The sequence below is a fragment of the Reyranella sp. genome, from assembly GCF_030651995.1.
Classification (GTDB): domain Bacteria; phylum Pseudomonadota; class Alphaproteobacteria; order Reyranellales; family Reyranellaceae; genus Reyranella.
Window position 1 is genome coordinate 1 of sequence record NZ_JAUSBN010000056.1, and the last position, 22,344, is coordinate 22,344.

Here is a 22,344-nt window from a genome sequence, read left to right on the forward strand (position 1 = left end):
CGAGGCTCTCCACGCCTGCATCGCCGCCTACAACAACACCCCGCGCAAATGCCTTGGGTTCAAGACCCCGGCCGAGGTATTCATCGCTCAACTGTTGCACTTCAAACTTGAATCCACACCCTCACTTCGTTCGGGATGACACCGTTTGTTTGATTGGCGCACTGCGCAAATCCCAACAAAATTGTCATCCCGAACGAAGTGAGGGACCTTTCGCTTCTTTCAGGAGTCAGAGATTGAGATTGAACGCGATCGAGATGCGTTCGGCCGTGCCGCGATAATGCCGGACCTGGTGGAGCAGCCACGACGGGAACAGGACCATCCGGCCGGCCTTCGGCTGCAACACCTCGTTGGCGCCGCCCGACAGGCCGCCCTTCATCGCGAAGCCGAGATGCGGCGCATACATCACCGGGCCGGCTCCGCGCGGATCGAGGAATTCGAGCGCCCCGCCCAGCGACGGATCGCCGGCGATGCCGCCGTCATCGACATAGTAGACCCCGGACCAGAAGGCGCCGGGATGGGTGTGGGGCAGGTTGCAGTGGCCGCTGCGATTGATGTTCGCCCACATGTTGGCGCGCCACGTCACGGCGAACACGCCGGGATGGGGGCCCCCGCCGGCATTGCCCGCGCGGTCGATCGTCACGCGATTGGCGGTGTTGCGGGCGATCGCCAGCAGCTTCAGCGCCGGCACGCCGCCCCAGCGCTCCATGTCCCAGGTCGATTGCCAGCCCCCTTCGTTGGAAGCCTGTGTGCCGGGGTGGGACTTCTCGCGCTCCTCGATGACCCGTCGCAGGTCGGCATTCAGCGCAGCCGCGTCCGGCACGTCGTGGACGACGAGCGGCGTGGCGAACAACGGTACGATTTCGAGATCCTGGCTCATGCTCGCGCTCTGTTCGCCGTCTTCTTGCCTGCCGGCCCCGGGCCCCGCAACTGCCCGCGGCCGCGACCTGTCGGCACCACAGCTTCTGGCGTGACGAAGCGAGCTACGCTAGAGCAGCGCGCATGACGGCCCCCCTCCTCCGGCTCGGCACCCGCGGCAGCCCTCTCGCCCTCACCCAGACCGGCCTGGTGCGCGATGCGCTCGCCAAGGCCGTCCCGGCGCTCGCGGCGCCCGGCGCCATCGAGATCGTGGCCATCCGGACCACCGGCGACGTGATCCAGGACCGGCCGCTCTCGGAAGCCGGCGGCAAGGGACTGTTCGTCAAGGAGATCGAGGAAGCCCTGCTGCAGGGTCGCATCGACGCCGCCGTCCACAGCATGAAGGACATGCCCACGGCGCAGCCGCCCGGCCTGGCGATTGCGGCCTTCCTGCCGCGCGAGGATGCGCGCGACGTGCTGATCGCGGGCGATCTCGCGCGCATCGACGAATTGCCGCAGGGCGCCATCGTCGGCACGTCGGCGCTGCGTCGCAAGGCGCTGTTGCTGCATCGCCGGCCGGACCTGCGGATCGTCACGCTGCGCGGCAATGTCGACACCCGCCTCGCACGGCGCGCCGACGGCACCGTGCAGGCGACGATCCTGGCGCTCGCCGGCCTGAAGCGGCTGGGCAGGACCGGTGTCGGCACGGCCATCCCGGAAGCCGAGATGCTGCCCGCGGTCGGCCAGGGCGCCGTGTGCATCGAGGCGCGAGAGAATGACGCGCAGACGCGCGGCTGGCTCGCCGCGATCGATCACGAGCCCACCGCCGTCTGCGTACGCGCCGAGCATGCGATGCTGGTCGTGCTCGACGGATCCTGCCGCACCCCCATCGCGGGACATGCGATCCTGACGGGCGGCGAGGTTCATCTGCGTGGCCTGATCGCGCGGCCCGACGGATCGGAAGTGATCGCCACGGAGCGGCGCGGCTCGATCGCCGAGGCCGCCGCCCTCGGCCGCGACGCCGGCGAAGAACTGAAGCGTCGCGGTGGACCGGGCTTCTTCGCCGACTGACGCACCCTCGACCGCACCCGGGTCGGCCCCTAGACTTCGGCCCCATGCACCCCATCCTGCGTTCCCTGCTGATCGTGTGCGGCCTCGCGTCCCTGCTCGCTGCGTGCGAAACCGCCCCGGTGTCCGGCCGGTCCCAGATCATGCTGGTGAACGAAAACGAGGAACGCGAGATGGGCCTGCAGGCCTATCGCGAGGTGCTGAAAAAGGAGCCGCTGTCGCGGGATGCGCAGGTCAACGCCCTGGTCGAGAAGGTCGGCCGTCGCATCGCCAATGCCGCCGAGCATCCGCCCCAGGAAATGTGGCGCGCGCCGCGCTTTCGCTGGGAGTTCAAGACCGTCGACAAGAACGAGCCCAATGCCTTCTGCCTGCCGGGCGGCAAGATCGTGGTCTACACAGGTCTGCTGCCGATCACCAAGACCGAGGCCGGCCTGGCCGTCGTGATCGCCCACGAGGTGGCCCATGCCCTGGCGCGGCACGGCGCCGAGCGCATGAGCGACCAGATGGTGGCGTCGGTCGGTACCGCCGCCGCGGCGGTGGCCCTGTCGGCGACGGTGAGCGGCCGCAGCCGCACCTATCTGCCGGCGATGATGGCCGCGGTGGGCGCCGGCGCGACCGTGGGCTACATCCTGCCGATGTCGCGCGCCCAGGAATCCGAAGCCGACCGGATCGGCCTCGTGTTGATGGCGATGGCGGGCTACGACCCGCGCGAGGCGATCGGCCTGTGGGAGCGCATGCGTGCCGCCAGTTCCGGCAAGCGGCAGGCGGAATGGCTCAGCACGCATCCTGCCGACAGCACGCGCATTGCCGATATCAGGCGCTGGCTGCCCGAAGCCATGCAGTACTACAAACCACGATGACCGAAACGCTGGACTACGACGCCACCGGGCTGCTGTGCCCCCTCCCCGTGCTGCGCGCCAACCGCAAGCTGCGCGAGCTCATCGTGGGCGGCCTGCTCACGGTGCGCGCCACCGATCCTGCCGCCGAGGCCGACTTCCCGGCCTTCTGCCGGCAGACCGGACACGAGCTGGTCTCCGCCACGCGCGAGGGCGAGGTGCTGGTATTCGTGATTCGGAAACGCTAGACGGCGGAAACGCCGGACGCCCGCCCGACACACAAGAGAGAGATCATGCCGCAAACCACCTTCAAGACGATCGATTCCGTGGACATGTCGGGCAAGCGCGTGCTGGTGCGCGTCGACCTCAACGTGCCGATGAAGAACGGCAAGGTGACCGATGCCACGCGCATCGAGCGCGCGGCGCCGACGATCAAGGAGCTGGCCGCCAAGGGGGCGAAGGTGATCGTGCTCAGCCATTTCGGCCGGCCCGACGGCAAGCGCGTCCCGGAGATGACGCTGCGTCCCTTGATCGAGCCGCTGGAGAAGGTGCTCGGCAAGCCGGTCGCCTTCGCCGAGGACTGCATCGGTCCGCTGGCGGAAGCCGCCGTGCGCAACATGAAGCCAGGCGACGTGCTGCTGCTGGAGAACCTCCGCTTCCACAAGGAGGAGGAGAAGAACGACGCCGGCTTCATCGACAAGCTTTCGCTGCTGGGCGACGCCTATGTGAACGACGCCTTCTCGACCGCCCACCGCGCGCATGCCTCGACCGAAGGCCTCGCCAATCGCCTGCCGGCGGTGGCGGGCCGCCTGATGCAGGAGGAGCTCGAGGCGCTCGACAAGGCGCTGGGCAACCCGAAGCGCCCGGTCTGCGCCATCGTCGGCGGCGCCAAGGTCTCGACCAAGCTCGAGCTGCTCGGCCATCTGGTGGGCAAGGTCGACAAGCTGATCATCGGCGGCGGCATGGCGAATACGTTCATGCACGCCCAGGGGATCCATGTCGGCAAGTCGCTGTGCGAGAAGGACCTCGCCCCGATGGCGCTCGAGATCCTGGAGAAGGCGAAGGCCGCCAGGTGCAAGGTGCTGCTGCCGGTCGACGTCATGGCGGCGGACGAATTCAAGGCCGGCGCGCCGCACGTCGTGGTCGACGCGGATGCCTGCCCCGACGACAAGATGATCCTCGATGTCGGCCCCAAGACGATCGCGCTGTACCAGAAGGAGCTGGCCGACTGCTCGACCGTCGTGTGGAACGGCCCGCTCGGCGCCTTCGAGATCAAGCCGTTCGACACCGGTACGGTGGCGCTGGCCCAGGAAGTCGCCCGGCTGACCGGCATGGGCAAGCTCCTGTCGGTGGCCGGCGGCGGCGACACGGTGGCGGCCCTTGCCGCGGCCGGCGTCGAGGAGAAATTCTCCTATGTCTCGACGGCGGGCGGCGCGTTCCTCGAATGGATGGAAGGCAAGACCCTGCCCGGCGTTGCAGCGCTGATACGGGCGGCGTAGCGTCGGCGCCATGAGCGCCCCCCCGACACCCCCCGATCGCCCACGCCTGCCGTGGGATCCGCCCGAGCATTTCGAGAAGCGGGTCCCCGACGGCGACAATCGCGAACGGCTGGTCTGCGGCCGCTGCGAGTTCATCCACTACCAGAACCCCAAGGTCGTCGCCGGCGCGGTCTGTACGTGGCGCGACGACAAGGGGGAGGACAAGATCCTCCTGGCCAAGCGCGCCATCGAGCCGCGCAAGGGCTTCTGGACCCTGCCGGCCGGCTACATGGAACTGGGCGAGACGACCGAGCAGGCCGCCCGGCGCGAGGCGCTGGAAGAGGCCTGCGCCACCATCGAGATCGACCGGCTGCTCGCGATGTACAGCGTGGCGCGCATCGGCCAGGTGCAGATCATGTATCGCGCCCGGCTGGTCACGGCCGACATCGCCTGTGGCGTCGAAAGCGAGGAAGTGGCGTTGGTCGACTGGGCCGACATCCCGTGGGACCAGCTCGCCTTCCCAACGGTGGTCTGGGCGCTCGCGCACTTCCACGAATCGCGCGACAAGACCGACTTCTCGACCTATTCCAACCCCACCGGCGACCTCGCCCGCATGTGGCCGCCACGCAAGCCCGAGGGGGTTTAGGCGCTTTCCTCCCCATTCAAATGGCGGGCTGTCCGGGGAAAATGACGCGCGATTTGGGATAGGGAAAATTGTCATCCCGAGCGCAGCGAGGGACCTTTAAAGCCACCGATAAAGGTCCCTCGCTGCGCTCGGGATGACAAAGTGCGTACAAATCGAGCCGGCTGGACAAAATTCGGGGGCCTCTGTCGGACACTCCCTGGATTGTAACGTAGCGTTGCCGCTGCTAGCGATTTGAGGGACCTCTTTAATCTTTCCCCGGACACTCCTGCATTCAAATGGGGAGGTGTCGCGTCATACGCGACGGAGGGGTCATCAGCTGATCGCTCTTTTTTCGGCGCTCCCGGACATTGCAAGCAATGTCCTGCCGCTCCCTGGCCGAGCTCTGCTCGGCCTCAGCTGCCGCGCGCGAAGGGATTGTCGTCGCCGTCCCAGTAGCGCCTGAGCAGCGGGATCTGCATGAAGGCGAAGACCATCGTCAGCGGGAAGCTGAGGAACATCTTGCTGGCGATCCACGTGTCGGTCGGGAAGTTGCGCCACATCACTTCGTTGACGATGGCCAGGACGAAGAAGAACATCGTCCAGCGCATCGTGAGCTGGTACCAGCCCTCGTCGGTCAACCTGAAGGCCGCGCCGAACAGCGGCTTCAGCAGCGGCTTCTTGAACAGCACGAGTCCGCCACCCAGGATGACGGCGAACAGGCAGTTCACGATGGTGGGCTTCAGCTTGATGAAGGTGTCGTCCTGCAGCCAGATGGTGAGGCCGCCGAACACCAGCACGAAGAAACCGCCGACCAGCGGCATGACCGGCCAGCGCTTCTCCAGCCAGCGATAGCAGGGCAGCGCGATCGCGGTCGCGACGATGAAGAGGCCGGTGCCCCAGTAGATGCCCCAGCGCCCGTTGGCGACGAAGAACAGGACCAGCGGCCCGAGTTCCAGCGCCGTGGCGTAGAGCCGGCGCATGCCGTTGTCGTCGCCGCTCTTCTCGCTCATGCCGGCAATCCCATCAAACCGCGCGCGAAGGCGCGAGCCTCGAACGGCTGAAGATCGTCAATGCCTTCACCGACACCGATGGCCACCACCGGCAGCTTGAACTTCTCGGCCAGCGCCACCAGCACGCCGCCCTTGGCGCTGCCGTCGAGCTTGGTGACGACCAGCGCATCGACAGGCGACATCGTCTTGAAGGTCTCGACCTGGGCGTGGGCGTTCTGGCCGGTGGTCGCGTCGAGCACCAGCAGACAGGAATGCGGCGCCTCGGGATCGAGCTTGCGGATGACGCGCACGATCTTCGCGAGTTCTTCCATCAGGTTGGTCTTGTTGTGCAGGCGGCCGGCGGTGTCGATCAGCAGCACGTCGGTCTTCTCGGCGCGCGCCCGCTCCAGCGCCTCGTAGGCGAGGCCCGCGGCGTCGGCGCCGGTCTGCTTCGACACGACCGACACGCCGGCGCGGTCGCCCCAGACCTTGAGCTGCTCCACGGCGGCGGCGCGGAACGTGTCACCCGCGGCCAGCATCACCGAACGGCCCTCGCCCTTGTAGAGGCCGGCGAGCTTGGCAATGGTCGTGGTCTTGCCGCTGCCGTTGACGCCGACCACCAGCACGACGTGCGGCTTGCGCGCGGCGTCGATGGTCAAGGGGACGGCGACCGGCTGCAGGATCTCGGCGATGTCTTCGGCAAAGGCCGCGCGCACTTCCTCGTCGGTGACTTCCTTGCCGAAGCGTTCCTTGCTCAGCTTGGCCACGAGCCTGCCGGCGACGGTGACGCCGAGATCGGCCTGGATCAGCACATCCTCGAGATCGTCGAGCGTCTGCTGGTCGAGCTTCTTCTTGGTGAAGAGGCTGGTGATGCTCTCGGCGACCTTCCTGGTCGACTTCGAGAGGCCCTCGCGCAGGCGCGACAGCCAGCCTTTCTTTTCGGGCTCGGGCTTCTCGGGCTCGGGTTCCTTCTCGGCCACCACTTCGACGAGGACCGGCTCGGGTACCGGCGCCGCTTCGATCGGGGGCGGGCCGGCCGGCAACTCGGGCTCGGTCGCAACGGCCGGCTCTACCGGTTCAGGTTGCGCGACCTCAGGTTCGGCCGGCTTCGGCGGCTCGACGGTCGGTGCCACCTTGGAGCGCAACCGCGCAAACCAGCCCTTCTTCTCGGGTTCCGTCTCGCTCACCGCGCCACCTCAGGAAAGCAGGGAGCGGTCGAGCTCGCCCCTGTACGCGAGCGCGATGCCGCCGGTCATCGACACATGGTCGTCGCGCAGCCACTCGATGGTGAGCGTGCCGTGCTCGACCACGACGTCGACCTTGCGCCCCGTGAGGCCGCGCCGCGCGGCGGCGACCCCGGCCGCGCAGGCGCCCGAGCCGCAGGCGAGCGTCAGGCCGGCGCCTCGCTCCCAGACGCTGAGCTTCAGCTTGTTCTCGCCGACGATCTGCGCAACGCCGACATTCACTCGCTCGGGAAAAAACGGATCGTGCTCGAGCTTCGGGCCGAGCTCGGTGATCGGGATCGCGGCGAGATCGTCGACGAAGAAGGTGGCGTGCGGATTGCCGACGTTGGTGCCGACCGGGTCCTGCAGCGGTCCGAGTCCGACCGGCATGTGCCTGGTGTCGCAGGCCTTGGCGACCGGGATCTCGCGCCAGTCCATGCGCACCAGCCCCATGTCGACGGAGATCACCGGCAGGCCGTTGGCGCCACGACCGACCTTCTGCGATTCGAGCAGGCCGGCGACCGTCTGGATCGTCACATCGTCCGACTTGCGCTCGTCCATCACCACCGAGGCGACGCAGCGCGTGGCGTTGCCGCAGGCCTGCGCCTCCGACCCGTCGGGATTGTAGATGCGCATGAAGACGTCGGCGTCGGATTCGGTCGGCGGCTCCAGCACGATGAGCTGGTCGCAGCCGACGCCCAGCCGACGGTCGGCAATGGCGCGCCGGCGCGGCACGGTGAGATCGAGCGCATGCCCGCGCGCGTCGAGCACGACGAAGTCGTTGCCCAGCCCGTGCATCTTGAGGAAAGGCGTTCCGGCCATGCGGCGCTATATGGCGGTTCGGCCCGGCCAGCGCAACGAGCGCGCCCGGACCTGCCCGGGGTGCGCCCCGCCGATCTCGCGCACGTCGAGGGTCGCAAAGCGCTTGGTATAAATGGTGAGATGGAGGATGCCGAGCGCCTCGTACGGCATGGCCGGCTCGACGAACAGGCCGCGGCCGGCATCCCAGGCCGGCGTGGCGTGATGGACCGGCCAGTTGCAGCGGCTGGGCAGCGGCTCGCAGGAGAAGCCGCGGTCGTAGACCAGCACGTTGAGCGCGACCTGGTCGGTCATGTTGGTCGAGCGCTGCAGCGCCTCGCCGAGCAGGGCGGCCCAGCCCTGCCAGTGCGGCGCGTCGGCCGCGAGGGCGAAGATCCCGGCGTTGATCAGCGGGTAGCGGATCAGCCGGTCGGCCGTCTCCCGGTCGAAGCACGCTTCGAACGCCGCGCCGTTGATCGTGGAGAATTCCTTCCAGGCATGGCGGTAGTGGCGCATCGAGCGGTGGATCTCGGGCGCCACAGCCAGCGCGCCCGTACGCGCAGCGGAGAGGAACAAGGCGACCGCATCGCCCTGCTGCACCCAGCAATCGCCGTCGATCCAGAGATAGAGGTCGTAGCCCGGGAAATAGCGCGGCAGGAAAGGCCGGGCCGTCAGCGCCTTGTAGCCGTCCTTCAACGACTCGCGGCCGGGAAAGTCGAAATCCCATTGCGGAACCACCAGGGTGGCGCCGCGCTCACGGCACCAGTCGCGCTGCTCTTCGGTCAGTCCGCAATCGAGGACGCCCAGCGCCAGCGCCCGGCCCTGCCCGGTCGCCTGCAAGGACTCGATGCAGTCGCGCATCAGGTCGAAATAGGCGGCATCGCCGCCGGTGATGACGATGGCTCGCTCGGACTCGGGGTTTCTGCTCACGTAGCGAAGATGGCGTATCGACAGGCTTTGCGCCACAGTCCGCGCCAACGAACGCCATTCCGGGGGAACTCATGGGCAAGCATGTCGACTACTATGTTTCGCTGAATTCGCCGTGGACCTATCTCGGGTCCGCGCGCTTCGACGCCATGGTGAAGAAGCACGGCGCGACGGTCACGATCTGGCCGGTCGATTTCGGCTCGGTGTTCGCCGTGTCAGGCGGCCTGCCCCTGCCCAAGCGCGCGCCGCAGCGTCAGGCCTATCGCATGATGGAGCTGAAGCGCTGGCGCGATCATCTCGGCGTGAAGACGACCCTCGAGCCCAAGTTCTTTCCCGCCAACGAGGTACCGGCCGCCAAGTGCGTGATCGCGCTGCGCGAGGAGGGCCGCATGGCGGACGCGATCAAGGTCGCCCACGCGGTGCTGACCGGCCTGTGGGCCGAGGAGAAGAACACCGGCGACCTGCCGACGCTCGAGGCGATCATCGCCGGATGCGGCCTCGACGGCGCCGCCGTCCTGAAGGCCAGCGAAGCGCCGGGCATCGCCGAGAAGCGCGAGGCCTACACCAAGCACGCCATTTCGCAGGGCGTGTTCGGGGCGCCGTCCTTCGTCATCGACGGCGAGATCTTCTGGGGCCAGGACCGGCTCGACTTCGTCGAGCGCAAGCTCGCGTCCTGACCTTCCCGATCAGGGACTGAGGAACACCGCCGCCGACACCGCGATCGTGTTATTGATGATGTGCGCCACGATCGTCGGGACCAGCGAGCCGGTGCGCCAGCGCAGCCAGCCGAACCAGAAGCCCAGCGGCAGCACCATGAGAATGTGCAGGGGCTCCGTATGGGCGGCGGCGAAGGCCAGCGAACTGAGGATGAAGGCGACGAGATTGCTCCAGCGACCGGCCAGCCAGCCATAGAGCAGGCCGCGAAAGACCAGTTCCTCCGCGATCGGGGCCAGCAGACCCAGCACGGCCAGGGTCTGCAGCGCCTGTACTCCCTGGAGGCCCTGCGTGACCTCCCGCACTCCTTCAGGCTGTGGCCCGAGCTGGCTGACGACGAAGGACAGGACCGTGGTGCCGAGCACCGCCAGCACGATCGGGCGCCAGCCGACGGGTCGCAACCCCAGGGCGGCCGGCGCGTCCCGGCCCAGCGGCAGGACGGCGATGAAGAGGGCCAGCAGGCAGGTGCCGAAGAAGGCGGACAGCACCGACAGGTTGGTCCGCTCGGGCAAAAGCCAGAAAGCGACCAGCCCGATCAGCGGCGCGACGACCAGGAAGGCCAGCATGGACCAGCCCGGAAGGCGTCGGGAACCTTTATCGATCAAGGGGTTAGCAGGCTCGTCCAAGCGTTTTGACTCCTGACGCGGCAGGCTTTATACCCCGCCGGCTCAATCGGTCGTGCCGATTTACTAGGTTCCCCCTTCGGGGAGCTCCGCTGATCCGCGAAGGTTCGCGCATCGGCGCGATACGTCTTTGAGCGAACGGGAGCACGATGTTCGAGGGTCTTAGCAAGCGTCTGGGCGACGTATTCGACAAGCTGAGGGGGCGCGGCGCGCTTTCCGAGGCCGATGTCGACGCGGCCCTGCGCGAGGTCCGCACCGCCCTGCTCGAGGCCGACGTCGCGCTGCCCGTCGTCCGCCAGTTCATCGACGAGGTCCGCCCGAAGGCGATCGGCGCCGACGTCATCCGCTCGGTCACGCCGGGCCAGATGGTCGTCAAGATCGTCAACGACCACTTGGTCGAGATGCTGGGCGGCACGGTCTCGGACCTCGACCTCAACGCCATTCCCCCGGTCGTCATCCTGATGGTCGGCCTTCAGGGCTCGGGCAAGACCACGTCCAGCGCCAAGATCGGCTATCGCCTCAGCCAGGGACCGCAGGGCATGGCCGCCGAATTCGGCGGTTCGTTCTCGGTCAAGCGCAAGGTCATGATGGCCTCGCTCGACACCCGGCGCCCGGCCGCGCAGCAGCAGCTCAAGATCCTGGGCGAGCAGACCGGCGTCCCGACGCTGCCGATCGTCCCGCTCGAGATGCCGCTCGCCATCACCCGGCGCGCCCTCGAGACGGCCAAGCGCGAAGGCTTCGACGTCCTGATCCTCGACACCGCCGGTCGCCTCTCCATCGACGAAGAGTTGATGAAGGAAGTGGCCGACATCAGCGCGCTGGCCAAGCCGACGGAGACGCTGCTCGTCGCCGACGCCATGACCGGCCAGGACGCCGTGAACGTGGCCAAGGCGTTCAACGACCGGCTGGCCGTCACCGGCATCGTGCTGACCCGCGTCGACGGCGACGCGCGCGGCGGTGCGGCGCTCTCGATGCGGGCGGTCACCGGCCGCCCGGTCAAGCTGATCGGCGTCGGCGAGAAGTTCGACGCGCTGGAGCCGTTCCATCCCGACCGCATCGCGTCCCGCATCCTCGGCATGGGCGACATCGTCTCGCTGGTCGAGCGCGCCGCCGAGACGATCGACAAGGAAGATGCCGAGAAGCTGGCGGCCAAGGTCCGCAAGGGCCAGTTCGACATGGACGACCTGCTCAACCAGCTGCGCCAGCTGCGCAAGATGGGCGGCCTGTCGGGACTGATGGGCATGCTGCCGGGCGCCATGCAGGCCAAGGCCGCGATGTCCAAGGCCAAGATCGACGAGGGTCAGCTCAAGCGCCAGGAGGCCGTCATCCTGTCGATGACGCCGAAGGAACGCCGCAACCCCGACCTGATCCACGCCTCGCGCAAGAAGCGCATCGCCAAGGGCTCGGGCGTGCAGGTGCAGGACGTCAACAAGCTGCTCAAGCAGCATGCCGACATGCTCAAGATGATGAAGCGGGTGAACAAGCTCGGCGAGAAGGGATTCATGCGCAGCCTTGGCGGCATGGGCGGCCCGCCGGGGTTTCCGCGCTGAGGTTTCAAGAAGTCAGCCAGATTTAGTCAGACAGATCACACGAACCGATATCGAAGAGAGGACCTGAGAGAATGATCGCAATCCGCATGACCCGGCACGGTGCCAAGAAGCGCCCGTTCTTCCACATCGTCGTGGCCGATTCGCGCAGCCCGCGCGACGGCCGCTTCATCGAGAAGCTCGGCACCTACAATCCGCTTCTGCCGCGCGATCATGCCCAGCGCCTGACGCTCGACAAGGAGCGCATCGCGCACTGGCTGAAGGTCGGCGCGCAGCCGTCCGACCGCGTCGCGAAGTTCCTGTCGCAGGCCGAGCTGATGAAGCCGCGCGAGCGCCGCGACCAGACCAAGAAGCCCCTGCCGCGCGCCAAGGCGCAGGAGCGCATGAAGGCCGAGGCTGCAGCGGCCGCTGCCGCCGCACCGGCCGCCGGGGAAGCCGCGGCCACCTGATCGGGTGGCTGCTTCGATGAGCAAGGGTCGCGTCCTGCTGGGCGTCGTTGCGGCGCCGCATGGGGTCCGCGGTCTGGTGCGCATCAGGAGCTTTACCGAGGACCCGATGGCGATTGCCTCCTACGGCGCGCTGTCGGACGAGAAGGGAACGAAGGAGTACCGGGTCGAGGCGCTGAGCTCCGTAAAGGGCGCGGTCCTGGCCCGGATCGAAGGCGTAGCCGATCGCACGGCGGCCGAGGCAGTACGCGGTTTGCGGCTCTATGTGGAGCGCGAGCGCCTGCCCGAGACGGGCGAGCGGGAGTGGTACGAGGCCGACCTGATCGGGCTCGCCGCGTTCGACCGGGAGGGCCGGGATTGGGGGAAGGTCATGGCCTTCCACGATTTCGGCGCCGGCCGGACGATGGAAGTGTCGGGAGGCAGCGCATCGAGGCATTCGGTGATGCTGCCCTTCACCGATGCCGCGGTGCCCGAGGTCGACGTCGAGGGTGGCAAGGTTACGGTCGATCCGCCGGCAGGTTTGCTGACGGGTGGGCCGGCGAAGGAGGCGGAGGACTAACGTGTGGCGCGCGACCGCGCTGACGCTGTTCCCGGAGATGTTTCCGGGCCCGCTGGGCGAGAGCCTGGCCGGCCGGGCGCTGAAGGAAGGCGTGTGGTCGCTGGAGGCCGTCGACATCAGGCGGTTCGCCGGAGACCGGCATCGCACGGTGGACGATGCTCCCTTCGGGGGCGGCGCCGGCATGGTGATGAAGCCCGACGTGCTGTCGGCGGCGATCGAGGCGGTTGCCGTACCGGGGGTGCCGAAGGTCCTGCTCTCGCCGCGCGGCGCGCCGTTCAGTCAGGCGCGCGGGCGGGAGCTGGCGGCGGGGCCGGGCGTGTTGCTGGTGTGCGGTCGGTTCGAGGGCGTCGACGAGAGGGTCATCGAGGCCCAGGCGCTGGAGGAGATTTCGGTCGGCGATTTCGTGCTTTCGGGCGGCGAGATCGCGGCCATGGCGATGATGGATTGCTGCGTTCGGCTGCTGCCCGGGGTGATGGGCGCGGCGAATTCGGCGCACGAGGAGAGTTTCGAGGACGGATTGTTGGAGTACCCGCACTACACCCGGCCCGCGACCTGGGCAGGACCCGACGGAATCGAACGGCGCGTGCCGGAGGTTCTGCTCTCGGGTCATCACGGCAAGGTCGCCGAGTGGCGGATGAAGCAGCGGGAAGAGATCACGCGGAGGCGGCGGCCCGATCTTTGGGCCCGCAGCCGGACCGCGGCGGGAAACGATGAGAAGTGACGAAAGGATGGATGCGATGAACATTCTCGACGCGATCGGCCAGACGACGATCGACAAGGTGCAGGAAGAGCGGCCCGTTCCGTATTTCGAATCGGGCGACACCCTCAAGGTGCACGTCAAGGTGCAGGAAGGTAATCGCGAGCGCCTTCAGGTTTACGAAGGCCTCTGCATCGGCCGCAAGAATGCCGGCGTGAACTCCTCGTTCACGGTGCGCAAGATCAGCTTCGGCGAAGGCGTGGAGCGCGTGTTCCCGCTCTACAGCCCGAGCATCTGGGAAATCGAGGTCGTCCGTAAGGGCGTCGTGCGCCGCGCCAAGCTCTACTACCTGCGCGAGCTGCGCGGCAAGGCGAGCCGTATCGCCGAGGACACCGAGGCCCAGCGCGCGCTGCTCGCCGTGCAGGCCGAAGAGGCTCTCAAGCGTCCGCGCCGCGAGAAGCTCAAGAAGGAAAAGCCCAAGGAAGAGAAGAGCGTCCGCAACGCCAAGGGCGGCGGGAAGAAGTAGGCGCACCATGGCGTTCCGCAAGAAGTCGGCCACCCCGCCGGCGGCGCCGCCGCCTCCGCGGACCCTGTTCGAGAAGATCTGGGACAGCCACGTCGTCCATCGCCAGGACGACGGGACCTGTGTCATCTACATCGATCGTCACCTCGTCCACGAGGTGACCAGCCCGCAGGCCTTCGAGGGCCTGCGCATGGCGGGACGGCCGGTGCGCCGCCCCGACGCCACGATTGCGGTCGCCGACCACAACACGCCGACGACCGACTTCAGCCAGGGCATCGAGGACGACGAGTCGCGCGTCCAGGTCGAGACGCTCGAGAAGAACGTCGCCGACTTCCATGTGCCGTACTTCGACCTGAACGACCCGCGCCGCGGCATCGTGCACGTCATCGGTCCCGAGCAGGGTCTGACCCTGCCCGGCATGACGATCGTGTGCGGTGACAGCCACACCTCGACGCACGGCGCGTTCGGCGCACTGGCCTTCGGCATCGGCACTTCCGAGGTCGAGCATGTGCTCGCCACGCAGACGCTGATCCAGAAGCCGGCCAAGAACATGCGCGTGTCGGTCGAAGGAAGCCTGCCGCTCGGCGTCACGGCCAAGGACGTCATCCTGGCCATCATCGGCAAGCTCGGCACGGCCGGCGGCACCGGCTACGTGATCGAGTATGCCGGCCGCGCCATCCGCGAGCTCACGATGGAAGGCCGCATGACGGTCTGCAACATGTCGATCGAGGCGGGCGCCCGCGCCGGCCTGATCGCCCCCGACGAGACGACCTTCCAGTATCTCCAGGGTCGTCCGTTCTCGCCCAAGGGCGGTGCGTGGGACCTGGCGCTCAGCCAGTGGCGCCGCCTGCCGTCGGACAAGGGCGCGCACTTCGACGTGCAGCTCGACCTCAACGCCGCGGACATTCCGCCGATGGTGACCTGGGGAACGAGCCCGCAGGACGCTCTGCCGATCACCGACGTCGTTCCCGACCCGGCCAACGCGCCGGACGAGAACCGCCGCGAGGCCTGGACCCGGTCGCTCGCCTATATGGGCCTGACGCCGGGAACGCGCCTCGTCGACGTGCCGATCGACCGTGTGTTCATCGGCTCCTGCACCAACGGCCGCATCGAGGACCTGCGCGCCGCCGCCGAGATCGCGCGCGGCCGCAAGGTCGCCTCGACCGTGTCGGCGATGGTCGTTCCGGGCTCCGGCCTGGTGAAGGCCCAGGCCGAGAAGGAAGGTCTCGACAAGATCTTCCTCGAGGCCGGCTTCGAATGGCGCCTGCAGGGCTGCTCGATGTGCCTGGCGATGAACGCCGATCGCATCGAGCCCGGCCAGCGTTGCGCCTCGACCTCCAACCGCAATTTCGAGGGCCGTCAGGGCCGCGGCGGACGCACCCACCTGGTGAGCCCGGCCATGGCGGCAGCCGCCGCCATCCGCGGCACGCTCGCCGACGTTCGCGACTTCCAGTAATCGAAGTCTCATGACGGATGAGAGACGGGCGGTGCCGCAAGGCACCGCCCGTTTCCAATTGCAGTCAGGAACGCTCGTGGCCAATGTAGCGTTCACTTTCACCCGATCGTGGGAGAGACACATGGCCAGCGTCCCCAATTCAGGCCCCGCCGCCCCGCCTCCGCCGCCCGTCTGGGATGCCCACCCGGTGGGCACGGCCCAGGTCGCCTATGGTGGCTTCTGGATCCGCGTGGTGGCCTACATCATCGACGCCATCCTGATCAGTCTCGTGCTGGGCCTCGTGACGTCGATCTTCGGCGTCAGTTACATGGACATGGACGACATGAGCCAGATCGATCCGACGGTGAACCTTCTCTCCCTGGCCGTCGCGTGGCTTTATTTCGCCCTGATGGAGAGTTCCGAGCGGGGCGCCACGGTCGGCAAGATGGCGATGGGGCTGCGGGTGGTGACCAACGACGGCAAGCGCCTGAGCTTCATGAATGCCACAGGGCGGTACTTCGCCAAGATCCTATCGGCCATCATCTTCTGCATCGGCTTCATCATGATCGCGTTCACCGACCGCAAGCGCGGCCTGCACGACATGATCGCCAATACGCTGGTCATCAAGACGCGCTAGAATCGGGCGGCTTGACCCCGGCCCGGAAAGCCCGTTTATTCCCGCCTTTCCGGGAGGTCTCATGGAAAAATTCACGACGCTGAGCGGCGTCGCTGCGCCGCTGCCCATGGTCAATGTCGACACCGACATGATCATTCCGAAGCAGTTCCTGAAGACCATCAAGCGCACGGGTCTGAAGGAAGGCCTGTTCTACGAGATGCGCTGGACGGCGGACGGCCAGAAGAAGGACTTCGTCCTCGACCAGCCGGCCTACCAGAACGCCAAGATCATCGTGGCGGGCCCCAACTTCGGTTGCGGCTCGAGCCGCGAGCATGCGCCCTGGGCGTTGCTCGACTTCGGCATCCGCTGCATCATCTCCGAGGACTTCGCCGACATCTTCTACAACAACTGCTTCAAGAACGGCATCCTGCCGATCAGGATGCCCAAAGAGATCGTCGCCAAGCTGATGGACGATGCGAGCCGCGGCTCCAACGCCGTCATCGAGATCGACCTGGAGAAGCAGGAGATCAAGGGTCCGGACGGCGGCACCGTCCATTTCGAGATCGATCCCTTCCGCAAGAAGTGCCTCATGGAAGGTCTCGACGATATCGGCCTAACGATGGAGAAGAAGTCGGACATCGACGACTTCGAGCGTCGCCAGAGCGAGTCGCAGCCCTGGCTGCACAGCGCCGCCTGAACGCCACACTGTAACGCCCGCACGGTGTCATCCCGAGCGCAGCGAGGGACCTTTCCAGGGTCTGAGCAAGGGTCCCTCGCGGCGCTCGGGATGACAGCGGGTTCCTGAACCACAAGCCATACAACCAACGGAAGACGTGACCATCATGGCGTCCAATCGCAATCTGCTCGTGCTGCCCGGCGACGGTATCGGCCCCGAGGTGATGAACGAGGTCCGCAAGATCATTGCCTGGATGGGCAAGAAGCGTGCGATCGGCTTCGACATCAAGGAAGACCTCGTGGGTGGCGCCGCCCTCGACAAGCACGGCGTACCGCTGAGCGACGACGCCATGAAGAACGCCCTCGAGGCCGATGCCGTGCTGTTCGGCTCGGTCGGCGGTCCGAAGTGGGACACCGCCGACTTCAGCAAGAAGCCGGAACGCGGCCTGCTGCGCCTGCGCAAGGAGATGGACCTCTTTGCCAACCTGCGCCCGGCCAAGGTGTTCGACGCGCTGGTCGACGCTTCGTCGCTCAAGCCCGAGATCGTCAAGGGTCTCGACATCATGATCATCCGCGAGCTGACCAGCGGCGTGTATTTCGGCGAGCCGCGCGGCCGCCACGTCAACGCCGCGGGCGAGGTCGAGGCCTTCGACACGCAGCGCTACACCGCGCCCGAGATCCGCCGCGTCTGCGCCGTCGCCTTCGAGCTGGCGCGCAAGCGCAAGAACAAGGTCCTCTCCTCGGAGAAGGCCAACGTCATGCACACCGGCGTCCTGTGGCGCGAGGAGGCGACCAAGCTGCACAAGGAGAAGTACTCCGACGTGAAGCTCGATCACATGTATGCCGACGCGCTCGCCATGCAGCTGCTGCGCGCGCCGAAGGAATTCGACGTCATCGTCACCGACAATCTGTTCGGCGACATCCTGTCGGACGAAGCCTCGATGTTGACCGGTTCGCTCGGCCTGCTGCCGTCGGCCTCGCTCGGCGCGCCCGACGCCACCGGCCGCCGCAAGGCGCTGTACGAGCCGATCCACGGCAGCGCGCCCGACATCGCGGGCAAGGGCCTGGCCAATCCGATCGCCCAGACGCTCAGCTACGCGATGATGCTTCGCTATTCGTTCGACCTCGGCAAGGACGCCGACATGGTCGAGCTCGCGGTCGAGAACGTGCTGAAGGCGGGCTACCGCACCGGCGACCTGCTGGTGGGCAACACCGACGGCGTGAAGAAGGTCGGCACCCAGGAAATGGGCGACGCCATCGTCAAGGAACTCGACCGCCTGAGCTGACCGGGCGGCCGCCGGACCCGGCGGATCAGCCTCTGAGGATCGAGCCCAGTACGCCGCGCAACACGGCGCCGCCGACGCTGGCGCCGATCGATGCGGCCTTGCCCCTGCCGAACACGGCCTTCGCCGCCTCGCGCGCGGCAATGGTGGCCATGCTGCGGCCGGCCGCCTTGGCGACCGTGATGCCCACGGAATCGCGCTGACGGCCTGCCGGCACCTTCTTCGGCGCCGGCGTGGGCGGCTGTGGCTGGGGCTGTGCCTTCTTCAGACGCGGTTCCGGCCGCGGCGCCGGCGGGACCGGCTGTTCGACCTCGGCCGGTCGCGGATCGGTCCGCGGCCCCCAGGGTCCGGTCGTTGCGGGAACGGTGGGCGGCACAGAGCCGTACTGACCGCGGCGGCGCGGGGCCGGCGCAGGGTCGGGGTTTGCCGACGCCTCAACCCGACCCGTCAGGATTTCGTCGGCCGACTGGCGATCGACCACCTTGTCGTATCTGCCGGCCAGCGGGCTCGCCGCCATCACGTCCGCACGCTCCTCCGCCGTGGCCGGCCCGATGCGGCCCTGCGGCGGCGCGATGAAGCATCGCTCGACCGGGAATGGCACGCCCTTGGTATCGAGGAACGACAGCAGCGCCTCGCCGACGCCGAGCTCGGTGATGGCCTGCGCGGCATTGAAGCCTTTGTTCGGGCGGAACGTCTCGGCCGCCACCTTCACGGCCTTCTGGTCGCGCGGCGTGAAGGCGCGCAACGCATGCTGCACGCGATTGCCGAGCTGGCCCAGCACGGTCTCCGGCAGGTCCAGCGGGTTCTGGGTGATGAAGTAGACGCCGACGCCCTTGGAACGGATCAGCCGCACGACCTGCTCGATGCGCGACAGGAGCGCCTTGGGCGCGTCGTCGAACAGCAGATGCGCCTCGTCGAAGAAGAAGACGAACTTCGGCTTGTCGAGATCACCCACCTCGGGCAGCGACTCGAACAGCTCCGACAGCAACCACAGCAGGAAGGTCGCGTAGAGGCGCGGGCTCTGCATCAGCCGGTCGGCCGCCAGGATGTTGATGGCGCCATAGCCCGACGGATCGCAGCGGATCATGTCGGTCAGCACCAGGGCCGGCTCGCCGAAGAACCCCTCGCCGCCCTGCTGGCTGAGAGTCAGGAGCTGGCGCTGGATGGTGCCGACCGACTGCTTGCTGACATTGCCGAATTCAGTCGTGAGCGAGCCGGCATTCTCGGCCACCCACTGCAGCAGCGCCTGCAGGTCCTTGAAGTCGAGCAGCAGAAGCCCCTGCTGGTCGGCGATCCGGAAGACGATGTTGAGCACCCCTTCCTGGGTCTCGTTGAGCTGCAGCAGGCGGGCCATCAGCACCGGCCCGACCTCGCTCACCGTGGTGCGGATCGGATGGCCCTTCTCGCCGAACAGGTCCCAGAAGATCGTCGGGAAGGCGCGGCCGCCATAGCCGTCGATGCCGAGCTGTTTCGCACGCTCGAGCGCCCGCGGATTGCTGCCGCCGGGCTGGCTGACGCCGGACAGGTCGCCCTTCACGTCGGCCATGAAAACCGGCACGCCGTAGGCCGAGAAGCCCTCGGCGATGGTCTGCAGGGTTACGGTCTTGCCCGTTCCCGTGGCGCCGGCGACCAGACCGTGACGGTTGGCATACTTCAGGAGAAGATACTGGTCGGCGGTGCTGGCCCCCACGAAAATCGCCGCGTCGTCGCTCATGCCGTCTCCCTTGCTCGCCCTCCACTTTAGCCAAAGAGGTCCGTCCATAGTAGGTTAGCCGCATGCTCCTGCCTCGTCTCGCGCTCGCCGTCATCGGCGACGAAATCGGTCCCTCCCTCGACGAAATGATCTCCTTCTGCGCCGAACACGAGGTACGGCGCCTCGACATGCGCACGGTGGAAGGCAGGAACCTGCTCGCCATGTCGCTCGAGGAGGGCGGCGTGATCGCGCGCCGGATCGAGCAGGCCGGTCTCACCGTGCCGACCTTCGTCTCGCCGCTGCTGAAATGGCCCGCGCCCGGCAAGGGCAGCGAAGGCGGCAAGGTCGACTTCGCCTTCGATCCAGCCGACTGCCCCGCCGACGATCCACTGGTGCATGCGTTCGACATGGCCACCGTGTTCGGCGCCGAGAAGATCCGCGTCTTCAGTCACCTGCGCTATCCCGGTTACAGGCCGTCCGATCTCTTCGGACGCTTCGAGCGGCTGGCCGATCTCGCCCTCACCTATTCGATCAACGTCGAGATCGAGAACGAGCCGGTCTGCAACATCGGCTCGGTCGGCGACCTCGCCCAGTTCTTCACGTCGATGGAAGAGGCCATGGCTCCCATTCCGCTGCCGGTCCAGCTGCGCCCCCTGGTCGATATCGGCAACGCCTGGGCGATGGGTGCGCCGCCGACCGACGCCGAGATCGCGTCCCTGGCCCCGCTCGTCGATCTCATCCACCTCAAGGACCGCGATACGGCGGCCAACCGGACCGTGCCCCTGGGCGACGGCAACGTCCCCTGGGCCGCGGAACTCACGCGGCTCCTGACCGAGGCGGCGAAGGCTCCCAGGCCGATCGGGCAGATCCACGCCAGCATCGAGACGCATTGCCCGCAGGACGCGCGCAACGCGACCGCACGCTCCGTCGCCGCGCTGCGCAGGATCGCGGCCGAGATCGGCGTCGAGGTCGTCTAGAACGATGCCCTGAATACAAAAGTACTCCGTCATCTCGACCGGAGCCGAGCGTAGCTCGGCGGAGTGGAGAGATCTTTTTTCCCCGATTTGACGGCTTGAGCAGGAAAAAAGGTCTCTCCGCTCCGCACCTTCGGTGCTCCGGTCGAGACGACGGGCTTATTTCAGTGCGCTACGCCGGCGTGATGATGAAGCCGGCGCGGGGGAAGTGGACCACTACGTCGCCGACCTGTTCGTCATGGCGCCTGATCGAGACGCGGTCGTTCGTCAGCCCGACCAGCGTCCCGCTCACCGGCACCTTGCCGGTATCGTCGGGCGTGACGCTGACCGTCTGGCCGGCCTTCAGGCCGCTGGGATCGTCGGCCTCCACGCGGGTCGCCTCGGGTGTCGCGGCCTTCGCGATGGCGATGGCATCGGCGGCACCCATCTCGCTCGGCTTGCCGCTGCCGACGGCCTTCATGCGCTCCGACCAGGCCGTGATCAGGGGCAGCCGGTCGAGCGGCGCAACCGGCTTGCCGCCACCCAGCCGCTCCTTGATGAACCACACGGGATTGTAGAGCGCGCAGTCGGCCAGGCAGGGCGCATCGCCCAGCAGATACGGCCGCCCGTCGGCCAGCATCTGTTCGGCCAGCGCGAGCTGGGCGTAGGTCTGTTGCAGTGCCACCGGCGCCGCAGCCTTCAACGCCGCCGCATCGAACGAGCGGCCGGTAAAGGCGCTGCGGTCCTTGAGGAAGGCCTCGGGCAGCTTGTCGCCGAGGGCGCCCATCACGACGCCGACGGCGGCCCAGAAGATGTTGCGGTCGATCCACATGGCGAGCGCCCGCGCCTCGCCTTCCCTGCCCTTCGGCAGCAGCGGCGGCGTCGGCGCGCGCTTCTCGATCTCCAGCATGATGAGCTGCGTGTCGCAGTAGATGTCGGCGCCGACCTGCATCACCGGCGTCTTGCGATAGCCGCCGGTCAGCGGCATCAGGTCGGGCTTGGGCAGCATGTTCGGGATCACGACCGACTTCCAGGCGGCCTGCTTGACGCCGAAGGCCACCCGCACCTTCTCCGAGAAGGGCGAATTCGGATAGTGATGCAGGATCATGTCGCTCATGAACGCAATGCCTCAATGTTGGCCGCATAGCGCTCGGGACCGCCGCTGAACACGGCCGTGCCGGCGACGAGCACGTCGGCGCCGGCACGGATGCAGCGCTTCGCGGTCTCGACGTTGACGCCGCCGTCGACCTCGAGATCGATCGGCTTGCCCAGCGCGTCGATCGCCTTGCGCAGGGCGGCGATCTTGGCGAGCTGGCTCTCGATGAAGGCCTGTCCGCCGAACCCCGGATTGACGCTCATCACCAGGACGAGGTCGAGATCGCCCAGCACATGCTCGATGGCGGCCAGCGGCGTCGCCGGATTGAGGACCGCGCCCGCCTTGCGTCCGAGGCCCTTGATGAGCTGGATCGTGCGATGGACGTGCGGACCGGCCTCGGGGTGAAAGGAGATCACGTCGGCACCGGCATCGACATAAGCCGGCACCAGCGGATCGACCGGCGAGATCATCAGGTGGACGTCGAAGGGCTGCTTGCTGTGCTTGCGCAGCGCCTTCACCACCATCGGGCCGATCGTGAGGTTGGGCACGAAATGCCCGTCCATCACATCGACATGGATCCAGTCGGCGCCGGCTTCGGTGATCGCCTCGACCTCGCGGCCAAGGGCGGCGAAATCCGCCGACAGGATGGAGGGGGCGATGCGAACGGGCTGTTGCGGCATGGTGG

Annotated in this window: 25 protein-coding genes; 16 read left to right on the plus strand and 9 right to left on the minus strand. The window is 67.4% G+C overall.

What is annotated here, in order from left to right; genetic code table 11:
- Positions 1-226 precede the first annotated feature (226 nt).
- Positions 227-877, minus strand: coding sequence for a TIGR02466 family protein (locus tag Q7V45_RS17555; protein WP_304854359.1), 651 nt, complete (start codon positions 875-877; stop codon positions 227-229).
- A gap of 122 nt (positions 878-999) precedes the next feature.
- Between Q7V45_RS17555 and hemC the strand changes: the two genes are divergently transcribed.
- The 5 genes from hemC to Q7V45_RS17580 are packed head-to-tail and all read left to right on the plus strand — an operon-like array spanning position 1,000 to position 4,883.
- Positions 1,000-1,926, plus strand: coding sequence for a hydroxymethylbilane synthase (gene hemC, locus Q7V45_RS17560; RefSeq protein ID WP_304854361.1), 927 nt, complete (start codon positions 1,000-1,002; stop codon positions 1,924-1,926).
- A 44-nt stretch (positions 1,927-1,970) separates the two neighbouring features.
- Positions 1,971-2,783, plus strand: coding sequence for a M48 family metallopeptidase (locus Q7V45_RS17565; RefSeq protein WP_304854363.1), 813 nt, complete (start codon positions 1,971-1,973; stop codon positions 2,781-2,783).
- The gene (locus Q7V45_RS17570) at positions 2,780-3,007 is read left to right on the plus strand and encodes a sulfurtransferase TusA family protein (protein WP_304854365.1); all 228 of its coding nucleotides are present in this window, start codon (positions 2,780-2,782) and stop codon (positions 3,005-3,007) included. The genes Q7V45_RS17565 and Q7V45_RS17570 overlap by 4 nt, the downstream gene beginning before the upstream one ends.
- Before the next feature lie 45 nt (positions 3,008-3,052).
- Positions 3,053-4,258: a phosphoglycerate kinase gene (pgk, locus tag Q7V45_RS17575; protein WP_304854367.1), complete on the plus strand. Its 1,206-nt coding sequence runs from the start codon at positions 3,053-3,055 to the stop codon at positions 4,256-4,258.
- Between the two features lie 10 nt (positions 4,259-4,268).
- Positions 4,269-4,883, plus strand: coding sequence for an NUDIX hydrolase (locus Q7V45_RS17580; protein ID WP_304854368.1), 615 nt, complete (start codon positions 4,269-4,271; stop codon positions 4,881-4,883).
- A 392-nt stretch (positions 4,884-5,275) separates the two neighbouring features.
- Here the strand turns inward: Q7V45_RS17580 and Q7V45_RS17585 are convergent, their stop codons facing one another.
- The 4 genes from Q7V45_RS17585 to Q7V45_RS17600 are packed head-to-tail and all read right to left on the minus strand — an operon-like array spanning position 5,276 to position 8,802.
- Complete coding sequence (locus Q7V45_RS17585) at positions 5,276-5,872, minus strand: septation protein A (protein WP_304854369.1); 597 nt, start codon at positions 5,870-5,872, stop codon at positions 5,276-5,278.
- Positions 5,869-7,038 (minus strand): signal recognition particle-docking protein FtsY, encoded by a 1,170-nt coding sequence (gene ftsY / locus Q7V45_RS17590; protein ID WP_304854371.1) that lies wholly within the window; start codon positions 7,036-7,038, stop codon positions 5,869-5,871. The genes Q7V45_RS17585 and ftsY overlap by 4 nt, the downstream gene beginning before the upstream one ends.
- A 9-nt stretch (positions 7,039-7,047) precedes the next feature.
- The gene (gene dapF / locus Q7V45_RS17595; RefSeq protein ID WP_304854372.1) at positions 7,048-7,896 is read right to left on the minus strand and encodes a diaminopimelate epimerase; all 849 of its coding nucleotides are present in this window, start codon (positions 7,894-7,896) and stop codon (positions 7,048-7,050) included.
- Positions 7,897-7,902: 6 nt separating this feature from the next.
- On the minus strand, positions 7,903-8,802 hold the full coding sequence (locus Q7V45_RS17600; protein ID WP_304854373.1) for a hypothetical protein: 900 nt from the start codon (positions 8,800-8,802) through the stop codon (positions 7,903-7,905).
- A gap of 71 nt (positions 8,803-8,873) precedes the next feature.
- Here Q7V45_RS17600 and Q7V45_RS17605 point away from each other — a divergent pair, with 71 nt between their 5' ends.
- Positions 8,874-9,476 carry a 2-hydroxychromene-2-carboxylate isomerase gene (locus Q7V45_RS17605; protein ID WP_304854374.1) on the plus strand — a complete coding sequence of 201 codons (603 nt, stop codon included), beginning with the start codon at positions 8,874-8,876 and terminating at the stop codon, positions 9,474-9,476.
- 9 nt (positions 9,477-9,485) lie between these two features.
- Here Q7V45_RS17605 and Q7V45_RS17610 read toward each other — a convergent pair whose 3' ends face one another.
- Positions 9,486-10,079 carry a CPBP family intramembrane glutamic endopeptidase gene (locus Q7V45_RS17610; protein WP_304854376.1) on the minus strand — a complete coding sequence of 198 codons (594 nt, stop codon included), beginning with the start codon at positions 10,077-10,079 and terminating at the stop codon, positions 9,486-9,488.
- A 206-nt stretch (positions 10,080-10,285) separates the two neighbouring features.
- On the opposite strand from Q7V45_RS17610, the gene ffh reads away from it, so the two are divergent.
- The 9 genes from ffh (at position 10,286) to leuB (ending at position 17,920) form a co-directional block, all read left to right on the plus strand.
- Positions 10,286-11,686, plus strand: coding sequence for a signal recognition particle protein (ffh, locus tag Q7V45_RS17615; protein WP_304854377.1), 1,401 nt, complete (start codon positions 10,286-10,288; stop codon positions 11,684-11,686).
- Between the two features lie 71 nt (positions 11,687-11,757).
- Complete coding sequence (gene rpsP, locus Q7V45_RS17620; RefSeq protein ID WP_304854378.1) at positions 11,758-12,132, plus strand: 30S ribosomal protein S16; 375 nt, start codon at positions 11,758-11,760, stop codon at positions 12,130-12,132.
- A gap of 16 nt (positions 12,133-12,148) precedes the next feature.
- Positions 12,149-12,688 (plus strand): ribosome maturation factor RimM, encoded by a 540-nt coding sequence (gene rimM / locus Q7V45_RS17625; RefSeq protein ID WP_304854379.1) that lies wholly within the window; start codon positions 12,149-12,151, stop codon positions 12,686-12,688.
- 1 nt (position 12,689) lies between these two features.
- Entirely contained in the window at positions 12,690-13,409 is a 720-nt protein-coding gene (trmD, locus tag Q7V45_RS17630; RefSeq protein WP_304854380.1) for a tRNA (guanosine(37)-N1)-methyltransferase TrmD, read from the plus strand.
- A 16-nt stretch (positions 13,410-13,425) separates the two neighbouring features.
- The gene (rplS, locus tag Q7V45_RS17635) at positions 13,426-13,911 is read left to right on the plus strand and encodes a 50S ribosomal protein L19 (RefSeq protein ID WP_304854381.1); all 486 of its coding nucleotides are present in this window, start codon (positions 13,426-13,428) and stop codon (positions 13,909-13,911) included.
- Between the two features lie 7 nt (positions 13,912-13,918).
- Entirely contained in the window at positions 13,919-15,364 is a 1,446-nt protein-coding gene (gene leuC / locus Q7V45_RS17640; protein ID WP_304854383.1) for a 3-isopropylmalate dehydratase large subunit, read from the plus strand.
- Between the two features lie 121 nt (positions 15,365-15,485).
- Positions 15,486-15,980, plus strand: coding sequence for an RDD family protein (locus Q7V45_RS17645; protein ID WP_304854385.1), 495 nt, complete (start codon positions 15,486-15,488; stop codon positions 15,978-15,980).
- A gap of 61 nt (positions 15,981-16,041) precedes the next feature.
- On the plus strand, positions 16,042-16,656 hold the full coding sequence (gene leuD, locus Q7V45_RS17650) for a 3-isopropylmalate dehydratase small subunit (protein ID WP_304854387.1): 615 nt from the start codon (positions 16,042-16,044) through the stop codon (positions 16,654-16,656).
- A gap of 145 nt (positions 16,657-16,801) precedes the next feature.
- Positions 16,802-17,920, plus strand: coding sequence for a 3-isopropylmalate dehydrogenase (gene leuB / locus Q7V45_RS17655; RefSeq protein WP_304854389.1), 1,119 nt, complete (start codon positions 16,802-16,804; stop codon positions 17,918-17,920).
- Between the two features lie 25 nt (positions 17,921-17,945).
- On the opposite strand, the gene Q7V45_RS17660 is transcribed toward leuB, so the two are convergent.
- A complete protein-coding gene (locus Q7V45_RS17660) occupies positions 17,946-19,631 on the minus strand; it encodes a helicase HerA-like domain-containing protein (RefSeq protein WP_304854390.1) in 1,686 nt (561 codons plus the stop codon).
- Positions 19,632-19,693: 62 nt separating this feature from the next.
- On the opposite strand from Q7V45_RS17660, the gene Q7V45_RS17665 reads away from it, so the two are divergent.
- Entirely contained in the window at positions 19,694-20,587 is an 894-nt protein-coding gene (locus Q7V45_RS17665; protein WP_304854392.1) for a sugar phosphate isomerase/epimerase, read from the plus strand.
- Between the two features lie 169 nt (positions 20,588-20,756).
- Here the strand turns inward: Q7V45_RS17665 and Q7V45_RS17670 are convergent, their stop codons facing one another.
- Positions 20,757-21,680 (minus strand): glutathione S-transferase family protein, encoded by a 924-nt coding sequence (locus Q7V45_RS17670; RefSeq protein ID WP_304854394.1) that lies wholly within the window; start codon positions 21,678-21,680, stop codon positions 20,757-20,759.
- Entirely contained in the window at positions 21,677-22,339 is a 663-nt protein-coding gene (gene rpe / locus Q7V45_RS17675) for a ribulose-phosphate 3-epimerase (protein WP_304854396.1), read from the minus strand. Before rpe ends, Q7V45_RS17670 begins: the two co-directional genes overlap by 4 nt.
- Positions 22,340-22,344 lie beyond the last annotated feature (5 nt).

Bases quoted from the DNA above. Each gene is read 5' to 3' on its own strand.
- Q7V45_RS17555 (WP_304854359.1), bottom strand. From the start codon at position 877: ATGAGCCAGGATCTCGAAATCGTACCGTTGTTCGCCACGCCGCTCGTC.
- hemC (WP_304854361.1), top strand. From the start codon at position 1,000: ATGACGGCCCCCCTCCTCCGGCTCGGCACCCGCGGCAGCCCTCTCGCC.
- Q7V45_RS17565 (WP_304854363.1), top strand. From the start codon at position 1,971: ATGCACCCCATCCTGCGTTCCCTGCTGATCGTGTGCGGCCTCGCGTCC.
- Q7V45_RS17570 (WP_304854365.1), top strand. From the start codon at position 2,780: ATGACCGAAACGCTGGACTACGACGCCACCGGGCTGCTGTGCCCCCTC.
- pgk (WP_304854367.1), top strand. From the start codon at position 3,053: ATGCCGCAAACCACCTTCAAGACGATCGATTCCGTGGACATGTCGGGC.
- Q7V45_RS17580 (WP_304854368.1), top strand. From the start codon at position 4,269: ATGAGCGCCCCCCCGACACCCCCCGATCGCCCACGCCTGCCGTGGGAT.
- Q7V45_RS17585 (WP_304854369.1), bottom strand. From the start codon at position 5,872: ATGAGCGAGAAGAGCGGCGACGACAACGGCATGCGCCGGCTCTACGCC.
- dapF (WP_304854372.1), bottom strand. From the start codon at position 7,896: ATGGCCGGAACGCCTTTCCTCAAGATGCACGGGCTGGGCAACGACTTC.
- Q7V45_RS17605 (WP_304854374.1), top strand. From the start codon at position 8,874: ATGGGCAAGCATGTCGACTACTATGTTTCGCTGAATTCGCCGTGGACC.
- Q7V45_RS17610 (WP_304854376.1), bottom strand. From the start codon at position 10,079: ATGCTGGCCTTCCTGGTCGTCGCGCCGCTGATCGGGCTGGTCGCTTTC.
- ffh (WP_304854377.1), top strand. From the start codon at position 10,286: ATGTTCGAGGGTCTTAGCAAGCGTCTGGGCGACGTATTCGACAAGCTG.
- rpsP (WP_304854378.1), top strand. From the start codon at position 11,758: ATGATCGCAATCCGCATGACCCGGCACGGTGCCAAGAAGCGCCCGTTC.
- rimM (WP_304854379.1), top strand. From the start codon at position 12,149: ATGAGCAAGGGTCGCGTCCTGCTGGGCGTCGTTGCGGCGCCGCATGGG.
- rplS (WP_304854381.1), top strand. From the start codon at position 13,426: ATGAACATTCTCGACGCGATCGGCCAGACGACGATCGACAAGGTGCAG.
- leuC (WP_304854383.1), top strand. From the start codon at position 13,919: ATGGCGTTCCGCAAGAAGTCGGCCACCCCGCCGGCGGCGCCGCCGCCT.
- Q7V45_RS17645 (WP_304854385.1), top strand. From the start codon at position 15,486: ATGGCCAGCGTCCCCAATTCAGGCCCCGCCGCCCCGCCTCCGCCGCCC.
- leuD (WP_304854387.1), top strand. From the start codon at position 16,042: ATGGAAAAATTCACGACGCTGAGCGGCGTCGCTGCGCCGCTGCCCATG.
- leuB (WP_304854389.1), top strand. From the start codon at position 16,802: ATGGCGTCCAATCGCAATCTGCTCGTGCTGCCCGGCGACGGTATCGGC.
- Q7V45_RS17660 (WP_304854390.1), bottom strand. From the start codon at position 19,631: ATGAGCGACGACGCGGCGATTTTCGTGGGGGCCAGCACCGCCGACCAG.
- Q7V45_RS17665 (WP_304854392.1), top strand. From the start codon at position 19,694: ATGCTCCTGCCTCGTCTCGCGCTCGCCGTCATCGGCGACGAAATCGGT.
- Q7V45_RS17670 (WP_304854394.1), bottom strand. From the start codon at position 21,680: ATGAGCGACATGATCCTGCATCACTATCCGAATTCGCCCTTCTCGGAG.
- rpe (WP_304854396.1), bottom strand. From the start codon at position 22,339: ATGCCGCAACAGCCCGTTCGCATCGCCCCCTCCATCCTGTCGGCGGAT.